The sequence below is a fragment of the Barrientosiimonas humi genome, from assembly GCF_006716095.1.
Taxonomy (GTDB): domain Bacteria; phylum Actinomycetota; class Actinomycetes; order Actinomycetales; family Dermatophilaceae; genus Barrientosiimonas; species Barrientosiimonas humi.
Genome location: NZ_VFOK01000001.1, coordinates 251,531 through 270,417, shown reverse-complemented (window position 1 = coordinate 270,417; position 18,887 = coordinate 251,531). Strand labels below are relative to the sequence as shown.

General features: G+C 71.9%; 16 protein-coding genes. 7 read left to right on the top strand and 9 right to left on the bottom strand.

Annotated elements, in window-relative coordinates; genetic code table 11:
* Positions 1-116 precede the first annotated feature (116 nt).
* Together mmsB and FB554_RS01255 are read left to right on the top strand one after the other, a co-directional pair.
* Positions 117-1,049, top strand: coding sequence for a 3-hydroxyisobutyrate dehydrogenase (gene mmsB, locus FB554_RS01260; protein WP_142004272.1), 933 nt, complete (start codon positions 117-119; stop codon positions 1,047-1,049).
* Positions 1,046-2,530 (top strand): CoA-acylating methylmalonate-semialdehyde dehydrogenase, encoded by a 1,485-nt coding sequence (locus FB554_RS01255; protein ID WP_142004271.1) that lies wholly within the window; start codon positions 1,046-1,048, stop codon positions 2,528-2,530. Before mmsB ends, FB554_RS01255 begins: the two co-directional genes overlap by 4 nt.
* 35 nt (positions 2,531-2,565) lie before the next feature.
* On the opposite strand, the gene FB554_RS01250 is transcribed toward FB554_RS01255, so the two are convergent.
* From FB554_RS01250 to FB554_RS01230, 5 genes are all read right to left on the bottom strand, one after another.
* Positions 2,566-3,222: a GntR family transcriptional regulator gene (locus FB554_RS01250; protein ID WP_142004270.1), complete on the bottom strand. Its 657-nt coding sequence runs from the start codon at positions 3,220-3,222 to the stop codon at positions 2,566-2,568.
* Positions 3,223-3,290: 68 nt separating this feature from the next.
* Entirely contained in the window at positions 3,291-4,313 is a 1,023-nt protein-coding gene (locus tag FB554_RS01245; protein WP_142004269.1) for a transketolase family protein, read from the bottom strand.
* Positions 4,310-5,185, bottom strand: coding sequence for a transketolase (locus FB554_RS01240; RefSeq protein WP_142004268.1), 876 nt, complete (start codon positions 5,183-5,185; stop codon positions 4,310-4,312). The genes FB554_RS01245 and FB554_RS01240 overlap by 4 nt, the downstream gene beginning before the upstream one ends.
* Positions 5,186-5,248: 63 nt before the next feature.
* Positions 5,249-6,697: a GntP family permease gene (locus FB554_RS01235; RefSeq protein ID WP_142004267.1), complete on the bottom strand. Its 1,449-nt coding sequence runs from the start codon at positions 6,695-6,697 to the stop codon at positions 5,249-5,251.
* A 38-nt stretch (positions 6,698-6,735) separates the two neighbouring features.
* Positions 6,736-7,506 (bottom strand): SDR family NAD(P)-dependent oxidoreductase, encoded by a 771-nt coding sequence (locus tag FB554_RS01230; RefSeq protein WP_142004266.1) that lies wholly within the window; start codon positions 7,504-7,506, stop codon positions 6,736-6,738.
* Positions 7,507-7,713: 207 nt separating this feature from the next.
* Here FB554_RS01230 and FB554_RS01225 point away from each other — a divergent pair, with 207 nt between their 5' ends.
* A complete protein-coding gene (locus FB554_RS01225; RefSeq protein ID WP_142004265.1) occupies positions 7,714-8,970 on the top strand; it encodes an FAD-binding protein in 1,257 nt (418 codons plus the stop codon).
* 33 nt (positions 8,971-9,003) lie between these two features.
* Here FB554_RS01225 and FB554_RS01220 read toward each other — a convergent pair whose 3' ends face one another.
* The 3 genes from FB554_RS01220 to FB554_RS01210 all read right to left on the bottom strand — a co-directional run bounded on the left by FB554_RS01220 (position 9,004) and on the right by FB554_RS01210 (position 13,579).
* Entirely contained in the window at positions 9,004-10,908 is a 1,905-nt protein-coding gene (locus FB554_RS01220) for a serine/threonine-protein kinase (protein WP_170206742.1), read from the bottom strand.
* Between the two features lie 65 nt (positions 10,909-10,973).
* Entirely contained in the window at positions 10,974-12,902 is a 1,929-nt protein-coding gene (locus tag FB554_RS01215) for a serine/threonine-protein kinase (RefSeq protein WP_170206741.1), read from the bottom strand.
* A gap of 131 nt (positions 12,903-13,033) precedes the next feature.
* Complete coding sequence (locus FB554_RS01210) at positions 13,034-13,579, bottom strand: MarR family winged helix-turn-helix transcriptional regulator (protein ID WP_236022209.1); 546 nt, start codon at positions 13,577-13,579, stop codon at positions 13,034-13,036.
* Between the two features lie 53 nt (positions 13,580-13,632).
* Between FB554_RS01210 and FB554_RS01205 the strand changes: the two genes are divergently transcribed.
* The gene (locus FB554_RS01205) at positions 13,633-15,717 is read left to right on the top strand and encodes an MMPL family transporter (RefSeq protein ID WP_142004262.1); all 2,085 of its coding nucleotides are present in this window, start codon (positions 13,633-13,635) and stop codon (positions 15,715-15,717) included.
* Positions 15,718-15,791: 74 nt separating this feature from the next.
* Here the strand turns inward: FB554_RS01205 and FB554_RS01200 are convergent, their stop codons facing one another.
* Positions 15,792-16,637, bottom strand: coding sequence for an LLM class flavin-dependent oxidoreductase (locus FB554_RS01200; protein WP_142004261.1), 846 nt, complete (start codon positions 16,635-16,637; stop codon positions 15,792-15,794).
* Between the two features lie 14 nt (positions 16,638-16,651).
* Between FB554_RS01200 and FB554_RS01195 the strand changes: the two genes are divergently transcribed.
* The 3 genes from FB554_RS01195 to FB554_RS01185 all read left to right on the top strand — a co-directional run bounded on the left by FB554_RS01195 (position 16,652) and on the right by FB554_RS01185 (position 18,730).
* Entirely contained in the window at positions 16,652-18,088 is a 1,437-nt protein-coding gene (locus tag FB554_RS01195; protein WP_138572852.1) for a recombinase family protein, read from the top strand.
* 181 nt (positions 18,089-18,269) lie between these two features.
* The gene (locus FB554_RS01190; protein WP_077350345.1) at positions 18,270-18,482 is read left to right on the top strand and encodes a hypothetical protein; all 213 of its coding nucleotides are present in this window, start codon (positions 18,270-18,272) and stop codon (positions 18,480-18,482) included.
* Positions 18,482-18,730 (top strand): hypothetical protein, encoded by a 249-nt coding sequence (locus FB554_RS01185; RefSeq protein ID WP_077350343.1) that lies wholly within the window; start codon positions 18,482-18,484, stop codon positions 18,728-18,730. The genes FB554_RS01190 and FB554_RS01185 overlap by 1 nt, the downstream gene beginning before the upstream one ends.
* The last annotated feature ends 157 nt before the right edge of the window (positions 18,731-18,887 follow it).

Genomic DNA, 18,887 nt, shown 5'->3' with positions numbered 1-18,887 from the left:
GCCACGAGTGTGCACGAACGCACAGCGGGAGTGCGATATCGGCGCGTCCGTCTGCATTGATCAGCACCCGCTCCGGTCGTACGGTCGGGGGCACCGACGCGACGAAGGAGACGCGCATGGCGAACATCGCCTTCATCGGCCTGGGGAACATGGGCGGACCGATGTCCGCCAACCTCGTGCGGGCCGGCCACCAGGTCCGAGGCTTCGACCTGTCCCCCGCCGCGGTCGAGGCCGCCGCGCAGCTGGGCGTCACGCCCGCGAGCTCCCCCGCCGAGGCCGTCGAGGGCGCCGAGGCGGTCGTGACGATGCTGCCCAAGGGCGAGCACGCCGCGGCGGCCTATCTCGGCACGGAGGGCGCCCCCGGGGTCATCGACCTGGTCGCGCCGGGCACCCTGCTGATCGACTCCTCGACCATCGACGTCGAGACCAGCGCGCGGCTGCACGAGGCGGCGGCTGCCAAGGGGCTGCCCTTCGTCGACGCACCCGTCTCGGGCGGGATGAGCGGCGCCCAGGCCGGCACGCTGACCTTCATGGTCGGCGGCCAGCCCGACGCCGTCGCCGCGGCCACGCCGCTGCTGGAGCCGATGGCCGGCAACGTGATCCCGACCGGCGGCCCGACCACGGGCGAGGCCGCGAAGATCTGCAACAACATGATGCTGTTCATCAGCATGATGGCCGCCCAGGAGGGCGCGGTCCTAGCGCGCAGGCTGGGGCTCGACGCGAAGGTCTTCCACGACATCGCGCGCGTGTCCTCCGGCGAGTCGTGGGCGATGCGCACGTGGTACCCCGTGCCCGGCATCACCGACACCGCCGGATCGAACAACGGTTTCGCCGCGACGTTCAGCGCCGACCTGGCCGCCAAGGACGCCGGGCTCGCGCTCGCGGGCGCCGCGTCGGTCGGGCTCTCGCTTCCGGCCGCCGAGCTGGTGGCCGGTCAGCTGCGCCGCGCGCTCGAGGAGGGCGAGGGCGACAAGGACTGCACGATCATCATCCGGCAGATCGACCCCGAGGCACCCGGACTGCCGGCCCGACCCGAGGAGCAGGCATGAGCAGCACGATCGGTCACTACGTCGACGGGGCCAAGGTCGCCGGCGGCGAGCGCACCGGCCCGGTCTACAACCCCGCCACCGGTCAGGTCGCCTCGCAGGTCGCGCTGGCGAGCGCCGCCGACGTGGATGCCGCCGTCGGCGCGGCCGCACAGGCGTACGGCGGGTGGCGGGCGGTCCCGCTCGCGAAGCGGGCGGACGTGATGTTCCGCATGCGTCACCTGCTCAAGGAGCGCACCGACGAGCTCGCGCGGATCATCACCAGCGAGCACGGCAAGGTCGTGAGCGACGCGGCGGGCGAGGTCGCGCGGGGGCTGGAGAACGTGGAGTTCTGCGCCGGCCTGATGCACCAGCTCAAGGGCGAGTTCTCCGAGCAGGTCGCGACCGGTGTCGACGTGCACCAGGTGCGCCAGCCGCTCGGTGTCGTCGCGTGCATCACCCCGTTCAACTTCCCCGCGATGGTGCCGCTGTGGATGATCTCGACGGCGATCGCCGCGGGCAACACGGTCATCCTCAAGCCGTCCGAGCGCGACCCCTCGGCCGCCGTCTGGCTGGCCGAGCTGTTCACCGAGGCGGGCCTGCCGCCAGGCGTGCTCAACGTCGTCAACGGCGACAAGGAGACGGTCGACGCGATCCTCGACCACCCCGACATCCAGGCGGTCTCGTTCGTCGGCTCCACCCCCATCGCCGCGTCGATCTACGAGCGAGCAGCCAGCAACGGCAAGCGAGTTCAGGCGCTGGGCGGGGCGAAGAACCACATGGTCGTGATGCCTGACGCCGACCTCGACATGGCCGCCGACGCCGCGGTGTCCGCGGCGTACGGCAGCGCCGGCGAGCGCTGCATGGCCATCTCGGTGCTCGTGGCCGTCGGCGACGTCGCCGACGACGTGGTCGAGCGCATCAGGCAGCGCATGGACAAGCTCACCATCGGTGACGGCACCGACCCCGCGTCGGAGATGGGCCCGCTCATCACGCGCGAGGCGCAGCAGCGGGTCGGTTCGTACGTCGGTGGCGCCGCGGACGAGGGAGCCACCGTGGTCGTCGACGGGCGCGAGCGCGAGTTCGACGGCGACGGGTTCTTCCTCGGCGTCTCGCTGGTGGATCACGTCAAGCCCGGCATGAAGGTCTACGACGACGAGATCTTCGGTCCGGTGCTGTCGGTCGTGCGGGTCGACACCTACGACGAGGCGGTCGAGCTGATCAACGCGAACGACTACGCCAACGGCGTCGCGGTCTTCACCCGCGACGGCAAGACGGCCCGTGAGTTCGAGTTCGACGTCGAGGTCGGGATGGTCGGGGTCAACGTGCCGATCCCCGTGCCGATCGGCTCGTTCAGCTTCGGCGGCTGGAAGAAGTCGCTGTTCGGCGACACGCACATCTACGGCCCCGAGTCGTTCAACTTCTACACCCGGCGCAAGGTCGTGACGACCCGCTGGCCGGAGCCGTCGGAGAGCCAGGTCAACCTCGGGTTCCCCACGCACTGAACGACTTTCGACGGGCGCCGTTCAGCAGGACGAGCTCACTGCACCAGGTTGGCCACGGCCTCGCGCATGTGCTCGACCACGCACGCGCGGGCGGCCTCGGGGTCGCCGTCAGCGATGGCGTCGACGATGGCCCGGTGCCGGTCGACGCGCATGTTGCCGGCGGCCTTGTCGTGGCCTGCCCACATGAACGACATGCGGATGGCGCCCTCGAGCGACTGCCAGGAGTGCAGCAGGCTCGCGTTGCCGGTGACCCGCACCAGCTCGAGGTGGAAGGCGAGGTCGGCCTCGATGCGCTGCTCGAGGTCGACGCCGGTGAGGTCGGCCATGGTCTGCACCGACTCTCGCAGCCGGTCGAGCGCGGCGTCATTGTCGTCGGCGGTGCTGAGCGTCTGCGCGGCGAGCGCCTCGAGCGCCGCTCGCACCGCGAAGAGGTCGATGACCTCCTGGGCGTCGAGCGTGCGCACCGACAGCCGGCCGCGCGGACCGGCCGACACGATGCCCTCCTGCTGCAGCTGGCGCATGGCCTCGCGCAGGGTGCCCCGGCTGATGCCGAGCCGCTCGGACAGGTCGGTCTCGACCAGGTGGGTGCCGGGAGCCAGCTCGCCGGTGCTGATCGCGCGCCGCAGCGCGAGCAGCGCCTGCTCGCGCAGGTTGGTCTTCCGGAGTCCCGACAGGGCCGCCGTCTGGGCCATCGCCCTCTCCTCCCGTGCCGAGTCGACCGCGGTCACCGACCCTAGCAACCGCGGTCGACCGTCGACAGTCAGCCTCCGCCGCTGCGCGACAGCAGCGCGCGCACCCGCTCGCCGATCTTGGCGGTGCTCACGCCGTAGCGGTCGGCCAGCGTCGGCAGCGCCCCGGCGTCGAGGAACGCGTCGGGCAGCCCGACCGGCGTCACCTGCCGAGCGATGCCGTCGCGCACGAGCACGTGGGCGACCGCGTCGAACAGGCCGCCGGTCGTCGTGTGGTTCTCGCAGGTGAGCACCAGTCGGTCCTTGGCCAGCTCGCGCACGATCGTGGCCTCGTCGAGCGGCTTGAGGGTCGGCACGTGCAGCACCGCGACGTCGATGCGGTCGGCCTCCAGCTCACGGGCAGCCTCCAGGGCGCGCTCGGTCATCAGCCCGGTCGAGACGAGCAGCACGTCGGCGCCGTCGCGGATCAGCTTCGCCTTGCCGAGCTCGAAGGTGTAGTCGTACTCGTCCAGCACGCGCGGCACCTTGCCCCGCAGGATGCGGGTGTACGTCGGTCCGTCGTGCGCGGCGAGCTGTGGCACCGCCTGCTCGATGTCCACCGCGTCGCACGGGTCGACGATCGTGAGGCCGGGCATCGCCCGCAGGATCGCGATGTCCTCGGTGGCCTGGTGGGAGGGGCCATAACCTGTCGTCAGGCCGGGCAGCGCGCAGACCATGTTGACGTTGAGCCCGGCCTCGGCGATGTCGAGGCACAGGAAGTCGTACGCCCGTCGCGTCGCGAACACCGCGTAGGTGGAGGCGAACGGGACGAACCCCTCCATCGCGAGGCCGGCCGCGGCCCCGAGCAGCGCCTGCTCGGACATGCCGATCTGGTAGAAGCGCTCCGGCATCGCGTCGCGGAAGACGTGCAGGTCGGTGTACTTCGCCAGGTCGGCCGACAGGCCGACGACTCGCTCGTCACGCTGGGCCAGCTCGACCAGCGCGTGGCCGAGCGGGGCCGCGGTGACCCGCTGGTCCTCCCGGGCCAGCGACGCGCTCATCGCGTCGGAGGTGAGCGGCTTCTCCGGGGGTGTCGTGGTCGCGGTGTTGCTCATGCCGAGGTCTCCTTCAGCTGGTCGTGGGCCTTGGCCCATTCGTCTGCCGCCACCTGCATGAAGTGCAGCTTCTCCCTCGCCTCGAGGAAGGGGACGCCCTTGCCGAGCGTGGTGTCGGCGATCAGGCAGCGGGGTCGGTCGTCGGGCAGCGCACGCAGCTCCTCGAAGGCGCGCACCAGCCCGGCCAGGTCGTGCCCGTCGACCCGGCGCACGGCCCAGCCGAACGCCTCGAACTTGGCGCCGACGGGCTCCATGCTCAGCACCGAGGTGCTCTTCCCGTCGGCCTGCTGGTCGTTGAAGTCGACGACCGCGATCAGGTTGTCCAGCCCGTGGTGGGCCGCCACGGCGGCGGCCTCCCAGGTCGATCCTTCGCCGAGCTCGCCGTCGGACAGGATGTTGTAGACCGTGGCGGGGTTGCCCTTGCGCTTCAGACCCAGGGCGATGCCGTTCGCGATGGTCAGGCCGTGGCCGAGCGAGCCGCCGGAGATCTCGACGCCGGGGGTGTACGACGCCATCGCCGACATCGGGAGCCGGGAGTCGTCGCAGGCGTACGTCTGCAGCTCGGCCTCGGGGATGACACCGGCCTCGGCGAGCGCGGCGTACAGCGCCAGGGCGTAGTGCCCGATCGAGAGCAGGCACCGGTCACGGCCCTCCCACTCGGGGTCGTCGGGACGCAGGTTCAGCTGGTCGGCGTAGAGCACGGCCAGCACGTCGGCCACGTCGAGCGCCTGCCCGATGTAGCCCTGCCCCTGCACCTCGGCCTGCACCAGGGCGTTGCGCCGGATGCGGAAGGCCGCTTCCTTGATGTGCTGCACGCGCGCGTCCAGGTCGTCGTCGGTCGCCGGTCGGGCGAGGGTCGTCCGTTCGGTCATCGTGGTCACCTCTCGTCGGGTGTGGGTCGGTTGTGGTGGGTGGTCGGGGGGAGGCACGTGGCGTCACACCACGACGTCCAGGAGCAGGACCGCGCCGAGGCCGACCACGGCGAAGATCGACTGCGCGAGCGTGTAGATCTTGAACGTGCCCTTGGTGGTGAATCCGAGGAGCTGCTTGAAGATCCAGAAGGTGTTGTCGGTGACGTGCCCGCCGAACGCGGCACCGGCGCCGGACGCGAGCAGGATGAGGATCGCCGGCGTGGTGATGGTGTCCATGACCGGCGCGAGCAGCGACGCGGCGGTGATCGCCGCGACCGAGCCCGACCCCTGCGCGAGCCGCAGCACCGCGGCCACCGCCCAGGCCAGCAGCACCGGGATCGAGGCGTTGGCGGAGAAGACCCCGCTGATCATGTCGCCGATGCCGACCTGCGTGATGACCTGGCCGAGGGAGCCGGCGACGCCGGTGAACAGCAGGATCGAGCCGGACGTCTGCGCGCCCTTGGTGATCAGGTCGTCGATGCCGCAGCGCCCGACCGCCGGCACGGCCAGCGCGATCCCGACGACCAGGCCGAGCAGCAGGGCCACCACGGGGCTGCCGAGGAACCCGAGCACTGCGATCTCGTGGCCGGTGATGTCGGCCACCGTGTTCACCAGGATGAGCACGATCGGCACGATGACCGGCAGCATCGCGACGACGAGCGGCGGCTGCTTGCCGGCCGGCGCGCCGGCGTCGACCGCGGGCGGCGCGTCGAGTGCCGCGGGAGCCTCGAGCGTCTGCACGCCCGCACCCCCGCCACCGACGGGGCGGCCTGCCGGACCGGCGGCGACACCGCCGTCCCCGCCGTCGAAGGTCCCGAAGATCGAGTCGTCGAAGTCGCTCTCGAGGTCGGTGGCGGGCTTGAAGACCAGACGCATCAGCCGGTCGTGCAGGAAGACGCTGACCACGATGAGCAGAGCCCCGAGCGGGGCGCCCCACAGCAGCACGGTGCCGAGGTCGACGCCGAGCGGACCGGCGACCGCGATGGCCGCGACGCCCGGGACCACGATCAGCAGACCGACCTCCAGGCCGATGGCCAGCGAGCCGGCCAGCGTCGCGATGCTGCGCCCGGTGCGCTTGGCGATCGCGCCGGCGATCGGCGCGAGGATGACCAGCGCGACGTCGAAGTAGATCGAGGGGAAGATGATCCCCGAGGTCAGGCCGAGGACGTACGGCGAGCGCTTGGGCCCGCAGAGCTCCAGGAGCCGGTCGACCACTCGTTGCAGGGTGCCGGTCGCCGAGAGCGTGGTCCCGATCATGACTCCGAAGCCGATGATCAGGCCGACCTCGGTCATCAGGTTGCCGAAGCCCTCGTTGACCGCGGTGACCGAGTCGGCGAGACCCAGCCCGCCGGCGACGCCGAGGTAGAGCGCGCCCACGACGAGGGAGACCACGGGGTTGATCCGCAGCCAGACGATCAGCAGCACGATGCCGATCACGGTGATGGCGAGGTGCGCCAGCAGCAAGGTGTTCATCTGGATGTCCTGAGGCAGGGGTCGGCGGGCGACCGCGGTCAGTGGAGGTGGCTTCCGCCGTTGATGTCGAGCGTCACGCCCGTGAGATATGCCGACTCCTCCGAGCAGAGGTAGGCGATGGCCGAGGCGACCTCGTCGGTGGTGGCGGTGCGCCCCACGGGGATCGCGCTCGCGATGAGCGCCTCCTGCTCGGGCGTGCTGCCGACCCGGATCTCGGTGTCGACCGCCCCGGGGGTGACCGCGTTGACGGTGACCCCCGTGGGGCCGAGCTCGCGGGCGAGCGACTTGGTGAAGCCGAGCACCGCGGCCTTGGCCGAGGAGTAGGGGACCTTGCCGAACACGCCGCCGCCGCGCTGGGCCGACACCGACGACATGTTGACGATGCGCCCCCACCCCTGGTCGAGCATCGGCGGGAGGAACGCCTTGGTGACCAGATAGGTCCCCGTCGCGTTGACGTCGAGCACCCGCCGCCACAGGTCGAGCGTCGTGTCGAGGAACTCCACCGGCGAGGTGATGCCGGCGTTGTTGACCACGGCCCCCACCGCCGGGAGGCGGCCGGCCTGCACCTCGGCGGACACCGCGCGCTCGGCCGCGCCGACGCTCGCCTCGTCGGCGACGTCGACGCCCAGGCCGACCGCGGGCACACCGTGCTCGGCGCAGATCCGCTCGGCCGCGGCGACGGCGGCAGCACCGTCGATGTCCAGCACGACGATCGCCCACCCGTCGCGGGCGAAGCGCCGTGCGACGGCCAGGCCGATCCCCTTCTCGGATGCGGCGCCGGTGATGACGGCGGCTCGGGAGGTGTTCATCGCGGTGGTCCTGTTCGCCCGGAGGAATGTGGTGCTCGTCACGTTAAGACCGTCGACTGTTAACAGTCAACTGTTGCGTCGCACAGCCGGCCCCGCGGATGGTTGCGCCTCCTAGACTCGGCGCCACCACCGCGCCCGGCGCCGCCGTGAGCCAGGGATGCACCTGAGGAAACGCGGATCTCGCACGGAGAGAACAGGATTCGGGACATGGCGGAGCGCAGCTGGTCCGGCACGCTGACCTACTCCGGCGAGGTCGTACGCCCGTCGGCGCTCGCCGAGGTGCCCGCCCTGCTCGCGGCGCACGAGCGGGTCCGCATCCTGGGCACCCGGCACTCGTTCAGCGCGATCGGCGACACCGACGGGGTGCTGATCGACCTGAGCGGGCTGCCGCCGGACCTGTCGTTCGACGAGGCGAGCGGCGAGGTGTCGCTCGGCTGCGGCGCGCGCTACGCCGACGTCGTGCCGTTCCTGCAGCGACGCGGCCGGGCGCTGCCCAACACCGGGTCGCTCCCGCACATCAACGTGGCGGGCGCGGTCTCGACCGGCACGCACGGGTCGGGCGACCGGCTGCGCAACTTGTCGTCGGCGGTGTGCGAGGTGCAGCTGCTCACGGCCGAGGGCGAGCAGGTCACGCTGCGCCGCGGCGAGCACCCCGACTTCGCGGGCGCGGTGGTCGCGCTCGGGGCGTTGGGGGTCGTGACGCGTCTGACGCTCGCGACCGAACCGACGTACGACGTGCGCCAGGACGTCTATGTCGGCCTCGACCGCGCGGCGTTCCTCGCCGACCCGGACGCGCTGCTCGGCGCCGGATACTCCGTCAGCGTCTTCACGGACTGGGACGGCCGCCCGCTGCCGGAGACCGTCGTGAAGCGACGGATCGGCTCCGCCGACGACGCCCCCACTCCCCTGCTCGGCCTAGACCCGGCCGGCGAGTGGGTCGGTGACAGCCGGATCAGCTCTGAGCCCGAGTCCCTCACGGCCAGAGGGGTTTCCGGCCCCTGGCACGAACGGCTGCCGCACTTCCGCATCGAACGCCCACCGAGCCACGGGGCCGAGCTGCAGAGCGAGTGGTTCGTCCCGCGCGAGCGCACGGGCGAGGCGCTCGAGGCGGTGAGCCGGGTCGGCGACCGGCTGCGGGATGCGCTGATCGTCAGCGAGATCCGCACGATGGCGGCGGACGACCTGTGGCTCTCCCCCGGCTACCGGCGCGACAGCCTGTGCCTGCACTTCACCTGGCGTCCCGACCACGACCTGGTGCGGCCCGCGGTGCGCGCGGTCGAGGAGGCCCTCGCCCCGCTCGCGGCTCGTCCGCACTGGGGCAAGGTGTTCGACGTCGACCGGTTCGACGTCGCGGCAGCCTATCCGCGGGTCGTCGAGTTCCGTTCGCTCGCAAGCAGGCTCGACCCGCAGGGACGCCTGCGCAACGACTTCCTGGAGCGCACGGTGTGGGCACAGGGCGGCTGATCGCAGGCGACCGCGGCCGGCTCGCAGACCGGCTCAGCGCAGCGGGGTCACGGTGACGACGGTGGCCTTCGACGTGGTGTCGTCGACGACGACGACGTTGTCCGTCCCGACGGCGGCCAGGAACTTCGGTCCGAGCGTGACCCCCGGCACGGGTGCACCGATGAAGCCGCTGAGGTCGGGCCGTAGCCGGCGGAGCGCACGCGACTGCGTCAGACCGGCCCAGACGCTGGCGTCGCTCTGGAACAGCGCCGAGACGCGCACGGTCCGGAAGAGCGGCGCCTCCACGAGACGCGTCCCCACCAGCTTCCAGAGCCTGGAACTGCCCGCGACGACCAGCTGGTCCTGGACCGACGCGATCACCACGGCGTCGCTGGGCAACGGGAGCGGCGCGGCCGCCTGCTGCCCTGTCGTGACGTCGAACCGGCACAGCTCCTTGCGGTCGTGGTCGATCCCGAACAGGGCGCCCTGAACGATGCTCAGGCTGCTGAACCGCCGGTCGAGCGAGACGTTCAACGTCTTCCTCCCGGTGTTCAGGTCCAGACGGTGCAGCCCCTCAGGAGTCGAGACCCAGCCGGCGTCGTCCTCCGCCGCGACAGCCGTGATCCGGCCGGGCGTGAACTTCACGTGCTCGCCGGTCTCCAGCGTGCCGATGTCGATCGGCACCATGAAGAAGTCGTCGTTGAGACACAGCACCGTGCTGCGACCCTTCATCAGCTCCAGCGGCTTCTTCCCGACGTCGATGCTGGTGACGCGCTGCGTCGACAACGAGAGGTGCGACACCGTGTTGTCGTTGTTCGCGCAGAAGAACTGGGTCGTCAAGGGGATCAGCGCGCTGGGCTCGGGGCCGACCTTCAGCTCCGCGACCCGGGCATCGACGCGGCCGGCCGGCTCGTCGTCCGGGAGCGTGGGTTCGCTCGTGGGAGTAGCCGATCCGCCGCCTCCCACCGTCGGCCCGTCGCCCCGCTCCCGCATCCACAGCACACCCCCGACGCCGGCTGCAGCGAGCAGCCCGGCGGCACCGCCGAGCAGCAGTCCACGCCGGCCCGGGCCGCCGGTGCCGGACGCGCCGCCGGCGACACGTTCGTACGGCAGCGCGGCCGCCGCCGACGACGTGCGCCTCTCCGCCTGGCCGCCGAGCGCCGCCCGGGCGGCTGCCGCGAGCTCGGCGCCGGTGGTGTAGCGCTGGGTGGGTCGCTTGGCCATCGCCCGCCGCACCACCGACATCAGCGCCGGCGGCACCCGCTCGTCCTCGGGCACCGGGTCGTTGAGGTGGGCGTAGATGCGCGCCGCGTCGGTCTCGCGCCGGAACGGCGCCCGGCCGGTCAGCGCCTGGTAGAGCACGGCACCGAGCGCGTAGACGTCGGCGCGGCCGTCGTACGGGTCGCCCACGAGCAGCTCGGGGGCCATGTAGTCCAGCGTCCCCATCGCGGCGCCGGTGCGGGTCGGCCCGGCGGCGCCCACGACCTTGGAGATCCCGAAGTCGGTGAGGTAGGCGTGCGGTCGCCCCTGGCGCCAGGTGAGCATGACGTTGGCCGGCTTGACGTCGCGGTGCACCAGGCCGCGCTCGTGCGCCGCGTCGAGCGCCGAACCGACCTGCTCGACGACCTCGACCGCGAGCGCCGGCGGCATCGGCCCGTCCCGCCGCAGCGCGGTCGCGAGGTCGGTGCCGTCGACGTAGCGCATCGTGAGGTAGAGCCGCCCCCGGTCCTCGCCGGCCGCGTAGACCGGGACGATGTGCGGGTGGTCGAGCGACCCCGCCACCCGCGCCTCGTGCTCGAACCGCGCGCGGAACTCGGGGTCGTCGGCCAGGTCGGGGTTGACCACCTTGATGGCCACCGGCCGGCCCAGCGCGGGCTGCTCGCCGCGGTAGACGACGCCCATCGCACCGCGCCCGGCGACGCCGGTGATCCGGTTGCCCCCGACGAGTTCGCCCTCCACGCCGGTCATTATGTCCAGGCCGGGCCCGGTTGGGCAGGGGCGCGAGGGCGTACGTCGGGTGCGGGTCAGCGCAGCGGGGTGATCGTCACGGTGGTCACCTTGGACGTGCCCTCGTCAAGCACCAACAGCTGTCCCGAGCCCAGCCCCGCCATGAACCGCGGGCCGAACGGCACACCCCGGACCGGGGCGCCGATCCACCCGGACAGGTCCATCCGCGCGCGACGGATCTCCTTGTTGCTGGTGAAGGCCACCCAGACGCTGAAGTCATCACCGATGATCGCGTTGACGTCGCTGGTGTCGCGGAAGATGGCGGGGGTCACCAGCTGATCGCCGCGCAGCACCCGCGCCCCGGCCTTGCCACCACCGACGATCAGCTGCTTGCCCAGCTCCGCCACCACGAAGGACCCCTCGGGCACCTGCACCGGGTCACCGGCCAACGAACCGTCCGCGGCGTTGTAGCGGTGCAGCAGCCGCTTCCTGATGTCGAGGCCGTAGACCCGCGAGTCCATCACCGCGACCCTGTTGATGACCGCGCCGGCAGGAACCCGGACGTCGAGGTCCTTCTCCCCCGTCTCCAGGTCGAACCGGTAGATGCCCGCCGGCGCGCTGGCGATCCACCCCCACCTATCGCCGTCGGACGTCCCGTCGTAGCTGGTCTTCATGGGCATCGGCACCGCCTGGCCCACCGCCATGGTCTGAAGGTCGATCGGGATCATCTCGTGGAAGGCGTTGACGCACCAGACCTTCCTGCGGCCCTCGAGCAGGTAGAGGGGCTCCGCGTCCAGCTGGTAGGTCTTGACGGTCTCCGAGTCCTGCAGGATGCACGACAAGCTGTTGTCGCCCCTGTTCAGGCTGAAGAAGTAGCCGCTCACCTCCTGCAGGTCCTGCGGTTTCGGGCCGACGGAGTAGACCTTCGACGTGGGCAGGACCCGCCCCGCGGGCTCGGTGGCCGGAAGCGTGGCTTCGCTTGTGGGAGAACCGGATCCAGCGCTTCGCACCGTCGGATCACCCTCCTCGCGCGACTGCCACCACAGCGCTCCCCCGACACCCGCGGCTGCCAGCAGTCCCGCCGCGCCACCCAGCAGCACCGCGCGCCGCGGCTGGTCCTGGCGCGGCTGACCCACCCCGCCGACCCGTTCGTACGACGTCGCCGACCCGGGCGCGGGCGCGCCGGTCTCGGGGCGCCCGCCGAGGGCCGCCCGCGCCGCCGCGGCGAGCTCGCGCGCCGTGCCGTAGCGCTCGGCCGGCTGCTTGGCCATCGCCCTGCGCACCACCGACATCAGCGCCGGCGGCACCCGCTCGTCCTCGGGCACGGGGTCGTGCAGGTGGGCGTACATCCGCGCGGCATCGGTGCCGCGCGGGAACGGGACGCGGCCGGTGAGCGCCTGGAACAGCACCGCGCCGAGCGCGTAGAGGTCGGCGCGGCCGTCGTAGGGGTCCCCGACGAGCAGCTCGGGGGCCATGTAGTCCAGCGTCCCCAGCGCCATCCCGGTCCGCGTGGGACCGGCGGCACCGACGAGCTTGGAGATCCCGAAGTCGGTCAGATAGGCGTGCGGCCGCCCCTCGCTCCAGGTCAGCATGACGTTCGCCGGCTTGACGTCGCGGTGCACCAGGCCGCGTGCGTGCGCCGCGTCGAGCGCCGACCCGATCTGCTCGACGACCTCGACCGCGAGCGCCGGCGGCATCGGCCCGTCCCGGCGCAGCGCCGTCGCGAGGTCGGTGCCCTCGACGTAGCGCATGGTCAGGTAGAGGCGTCCGCGGTCCTCGCCCGCGGCGTAGACCGGGACGATGTGCGGGTGCTCGAGCGCGGCCGCCATGCGCGCCTCGTGCTGGAAGCGGGCCCGGAACTCCGGGTCCTCGGCGAGCGCGGGGTTGACGACCTTCACCGCGACGCGACGGTTCAGCGCGAGCTGGTCGGCCAGGTAGACCACGCCCATCGCGCCCCGCCCGGCAACACCGGTCAGCCGGTTCCCCCCGACGACTTCGCCCTCCACCCGGGTCATTATGTCCAGGCCGCGCCCGGTTCGGCAGGCACGCGAGGACGTACGTCGGGTGCGGGTGGGCGCACCGAGGCACCCGGCGCGCACGCGGCCTGCTCAGCCGGGGCCTGCCGCCCGCGGCCCGGTCACATCACCGCGCGCAGGGCGGCGACCGCGCCGCGCAGGTAGCGCTCCACGACGACCCGCTCCTCGTCGGAGAGGGCGTTGTCGCTCTCGGCGAGGCCGGCGAACATCGGCGCGAGCAGGGCGAAGATCTCCTGCCGCCCGGACTCGGTGACGACGACCTCGGTGCGACGTCCGTCGTCGGCCCGCGGGCGCCGCTCGACGTGACCTCGCGCGACGAGCCGGTCGACGACGCCGGAGGAGGCCGCCGAGGTCACGCCGAGCACCTTGGCGAGCTCGACCGGCCCCATGGGCGTCGCGGCGAGGTGCCGCAGCGAGTGCAGCTCGGAGACCGACAGCCCGCCTCGGCGTGCCACGGCCTGGGGCACCTGCGCCGCGAGGTTGACCAGCTCCTCGAGCGCCTCGAGCGAGGCGGAGTGCTCGTACGCCGGGGCGACCGAGCTCGCGGTCGTGCGCGCGTCCTCGTCCCCGGCCGTGCGCGGGTTCGCCGAGGCGCCCCGCGCGGGGCGGGCTGGCGTGGGCTTCCTGGAGTCGCTAATATCACTCACCTACTTAGTAACTTAATGAGTTACTTCCCGAACCATCCTAGCGAAGGACGGCCATGCAACGGCTCGCCAACCTCATCACTCGACGCTGGGTCGCGGGGCTGCTCGCCCTCGCCGCCCTGCTCGGCGCCGGCGCCGTCATCGGCATCGTCGGCCAGGCCGAGCGTGGCCCGACGACCACCTCCTCGATGCCCGTCGGCTCCGACAGCCTCGCGGCGGCCGAGCTGCTCGAGGAGGTCCCCGAGGCCGACGGGTCGGCGGCGGTCGTGCTGTTCAGCAGCGACGCGGCGCTGACCCCGCAGCAGCTCGGGGCCATCGCGGGCCTCGCGCGCGAGCTGCCCGGGGCGACGGGGGCTCCGCCCACGGTGGCCGACGACCGCAGCGCGGCGCTCGTCGTCGTGCCCGTCGACGCGGCGGACGCGACGCAGACCGCTGAGGTCGTCGCCGACCTGCGCACCCAGGTGCGCGCCGACCTGCCGGACGGGGTCACCGCGCAGGTCACCGGGCCCGCGGCCATCCAGGCCGACCTGGCCGCCGTCTTCGACGGGGCGAACCTGCGGCTGCTCGCGGCGACCGCCGCGGTCGTGGCCTTCCTGCTCATCGTCACCTACCGCAGTCCCGTGCTCTGGCTCGTCCCGCTCACCGTCGTCGGCGTGGCAGACCAGCTCGCCGCGACGATCGCGACGCACACCCTCGCGGCCGTCGACATCCCCTGGGACGAGTCGACCGTCGGCATCCTCTCGGTGCTCGTCTTCGGCGCCGGCACGAACTACGCCCTGCTGCTCATCTCCCGCTACCGCGACGAGCTGCGGGTCCGCGAGGACCGTCGCGAGGCCATGGCGCACGCCCTCACCCGCACCGCCGAGGCCGTGCTCGCGAGCGCCACGACGGTCGTGCTCGGCCTGCTGGCGCTGCTCCTGTCGGCCTTCCCCGCCACCCGCGGGCTGGGGCTGGCCTGCGCGGTCGGCATCGTCGTCGCGGCGGTCTTCGTGCTCGTCGTCCTGCCCGCCGCGCTCGTCGTCTTCGGCCGGTGGATCTTCTGGCCGCGGGTGCCGCGGACCGGCCAGGTCAGCCTCGCCGACTCGCGCTCGCTGTGGCGCCGGATCGGCAACGCCGTGAGCCGCCACCCCGCCCGCTTCGCGACGGCGACCATCATGCTGCTCGCGGTCGGGGCGGCCGGCATGACCCAGATCCGCACGGGGCTCGACGGCCCCGACCAGTTCCTGCAGAAGCCCGAGGCCATCGCGGCCGGGGAGCGGCTCGCCGAGTCCTTCCCCGCGGGCTCGGCCGACCCGGTCATCATCGTCTCCCGCGACTCGGACGTGACCGAGCTGGCGCGGGTCGTCGGTGACGTCGAGGGGGTGAGCTCGGCCCGTGCCGTGGGTGCGCCCGAGGGTGCGGGCGGCGTCAGCCAGGTCCAGGCCGTCCTCACGGCCGACCCCGGCTCCGACGCGGCCGAGCAGGCGGTCCGCGACATCCGCGCCGCCGTGGCCGGCACCGGCGAGACGCACGTCGGCGGCACCGAGGCCGAGGCGCTGGACGAGTCCGAGGCGTCCTCGCGCGACCGGCTGCTGATCCTGCCGCTCATCCTCGGACTCGTCGTGATCGCCCTGGGCGGACTGCTGCGATCGGTCGTCGCGCCCCTGCTGCTCGTGACCACCGTCGTCGGGACCTACCTCGCGAGCCTCGGCATCTCGTGGGTGCTGTTCACCCAGGTCCTCGGCTTCGAGCGACTCGACAACGGCGTACCGCTGCTCGCCTTCGTCTTCCTCGTCGCGCTCGGCGTCGACTACAACATCTTCCTCGTCACCCGCGCCGCCGAGGAGAGCCGCAGCCACGGCACGCGCGAGGGGATGCTCCGGGCGCTCGCCGCGACCGGCGGGGTGATCACCAGCGCGGGCGTGCTGCTCGCCGCGGTCTTCGCCGTGCTCGGGGTGCTGCCGCTGGTCGTCCTCGCCCAGCTCGGCGTGGTCGTCTGCGTCGGGGTGCTGCTCGACACGCTCGTCGTGCGCACGGTGCTCGTGCCCTCGCTCGCCCTCATCCTCGGGGACCGGTTCTGGTGGCCCCGCCGGCTCGCGCCCGCGCAGCCCGACTCGCCCGCGGCCGACGACCAGCGCGAGCTCGCCCACGTCCAGGGCTGAGCCCGACGAGCCGTACGCCGGTGCCGGCTCGGCTCGTCGGGCTCGCCCGGCTCGTCCCGCTCAGCTCGTCCCGCTCAGCTCGTCGTGCTCAGCTCGATCCGGTCGCCGCGCACCGGGCCGTCGGTGTTCGGCTTCCACCCGAGCGCCGGCGCGACGTGCGTGGCGAACGCCTCGAGCACGTGCGCGTTGTAGTCGACACCCAGCTGGTTGGGGACGGTCAGCATCACCGTGTCGGCGGCCATCACCGCGGAGTCGGCGCGCAGCTGCTCGATCAGCTCGTCGGGCTCGGCGGCATAGGTCTTGCCGAACGTCGAGACGTAGCCGTCGATGATCCCGACCTGGTCGCTGTCCGGGCGGCCGCCGAAGTAGGCGCGGTCGGCGTCGCTGACCAGCGGGAAGATGCTGCGGCTCACCGAGACCCGCGGCGGTCGTGTGTGCCCGGCGGCGGCGTACGCCTCGCGATAGCGGTCGATCTGCTCGCGCTGCAGCTCGTGGAAGGGCATGCCCGCCTCCTCGGTGAGCAGCGTCGAGGACATCAGGTTCAGGCCCATCTCCCCGACCCACTCGGCGGTCTCGCGGGTCGCCGAGCCCCACCAGATGCGGTCGCGAAGACCGTTGGACTGCGGCGTGATCGGCAGCAGCGTGCCGCGCGGTGCGCGCGCCGGGTCGGCCTCGACCATGCCCTCGCCGTCGATGGCGCGCAGGAACGTGGCGAACTTCTCGCGAGCGATGTCGGCGCCCCGCGGGTCCTTGCTGCCGGTGTAGCCGAACGCCTCGTAGCCGCGCAGCGCCGTCTCGGGTGACCCTCGGCTGATGCCGATCGCGATGCGCTGGTCGGCGAGCAGGTCGAGCGCGCCGAGCTCCTCGGCGAGCTGCAGCGGGTTCTCGTAGCTTATATCGCGGTTGCAACACTCGTTCACGTAAGCTTGGTTGCATGGTTGAACTGGTATCGCTGAGGAAGACGAACGAGGTCGCCGCCTACGTCCGCGCCTCGATGGATCGCAAGGGCGACCGGTGGACGGTCGAGACCCAGTTGCGGAAGATCAGGGCTCTCGCCGAGGCCAAGGACTGGGAGGTCGTCGAGGTCTACGACGACAACGCTGTGTCGGCGACGAAGAAGCGCCGCGCTGGCACCCGGTGGGCCGAGATGCTGGACGACGCCCGCGCGGGCAGGTTCTCGATGGTCGTCGCCGTGGACATGGACCGCCTCCTGCGCAGCACGAAGGACCTGAACACGCTGATCGACCTCGGCCTGCGCGTCGTCACCGTGGACGGCGAGATCGACCTCTCGACGGCGGACGGCGAGTTCCGGGCGACGATGCTCGCCGCTCTCGCGCGGTTCGAGGCGCGCCGCAAGGCGGAGCGTCAGATCAGGTCGAACGAGCGCCGCCGCGCCGAGGGCATCCCGGCGTCCTCCTGGAAGGCGTTCGGCTGGACGAGGGAGGGTGAGCTGATCGAGGCGGAGGCCGACGCCGTACGGCGGGCCTTCGATGCGTTCCTCGGCGAGCCGTCGCTGTCGATCCGTCGCATCCGCGAGGACCTGAACAGCGCCGGTCATCTGACCGCGCGCGGGTCGGCGTTCTCCGTCGATGCCGTGCGGTACCTGCTGGCGAACCCGCTCTACGCTGGCTACATCAAGCACTACGCCTCGGGCGAGCTGTACCCGGTGCAGGGCGACGCGTTCCCGCCCATCGTTGGCGAGCAGACGTGGCGGGCCGCGGTGGCAAAGCTGGAGGACAACGTGCGGAGGTCGGCGAGGCAGGGCAACCAGCCGAAGTACCTCCTGTCCACGATTGGCCTGTGCGGGAAGTGCGGCGCGACGCTCGTCTCGGGGACCAACAGCCGCAAGCAGCCGACGTACCGCTGCGGCGAGCAGTTCCACCTCACCCGCCAGCGCGAGCCCGTCGATGCGATGGTCACCGAGGCGGTGCTCACCCGCCTGTCTTCGGTGGACGTGCACGACCTCGTGATGCCGCAGGAGGACGACGGGCCGGACCGCGAGGCGCTGCTGACCGAGCGGAACGCTCTGGTCGAGCGCGTCAAGGAGCTGAGCCCGCTGCTGCTGGACGTGCGCCAGCCCGTCCTGGAGATCACGGAGGCGATCAGGGGCGGAAAGGCCCGCATCGACCAGATCGACGCGGAGATACTCGACCGCTCGGTGTCGGTGGCGGCGAAGCTGCTGGGGGACGTGGACGAGTCGCTCGGCACCATGGAGCGCCGGGAGGTCGTCGAGTCGAAGTGGAAGGCCTTGGACATGGACCGCCGCCGGATGCTCGTGGACGAGCTGGTAACGGTGACCATCGAACCCATCGCGCCGGGTCACGTGAAGTTCGACCCCGACCTCATTCGAATAGAGCCGCGTCGCGACTGACACGCGAGTCGACTCGTCAGTGGACTGGTGAGTCGAGTCATGGGAGAATGGTTGCAGACAAGAAGATCCCACCGGGGCCGCGACTTAGAAGCGCGGGTTCTACTCCCGGATGAGTAGCCGGTCAAACAGCCCAACTACCGTGGCGGGGAACCGGAAGCACACTCATGTTTGAGGACTTCCGATGTCTGTCGTTATCGACGCTCCCCGCGCCTCCGCGCTGGACCGTCCTGGGCTCGACCAGGACCTGATCCCCGTTTCGCAAGCTGATGGGCTCGATCCCGTCATCGCCGTTGCCCTCGCCGCCGGTCGTCGTGCCGGTGAGCGCCTGACCAGCACGCCGCTGACCCCGCGCCAGCGCGCCGCCGTCGCCGCCGTGATGGGTGGTGGTCGCTGATGAGCGCCAACTCCGCTGCCTTCGACCACGTGAACGGCTTCCGCTGGCGTCTGGGCGATCCCACTCTCGCCGACGCGGAAGCGCATCTCTACGACCTCGGCGTGCTCCGCTCCGTGCTGGAAGAAGCCGTCGAGATCGCCGTCGCCGACGCCCGCGCCGATGGGGTGACCTGGGCGAGGATCGGCGATGCCCTCGGCGTCACGCATCAGGCCGTCATCAAGCGCTACCGCAAGGGCGGTGCCCGATGAGCACCACCGACTGCACCAGCGCCCTCGTGTCCGCCGACCTGACCCCGCCCGGAGGGCCTGCCCTGGCACCCGCCGGAGGCGGGCTGCCCGTCGTCGTGATGACCGCCGGAAGCCGTGTTCCGCACTCCAAGAGTTTCGGGAGCTTCATTCGTTCCTA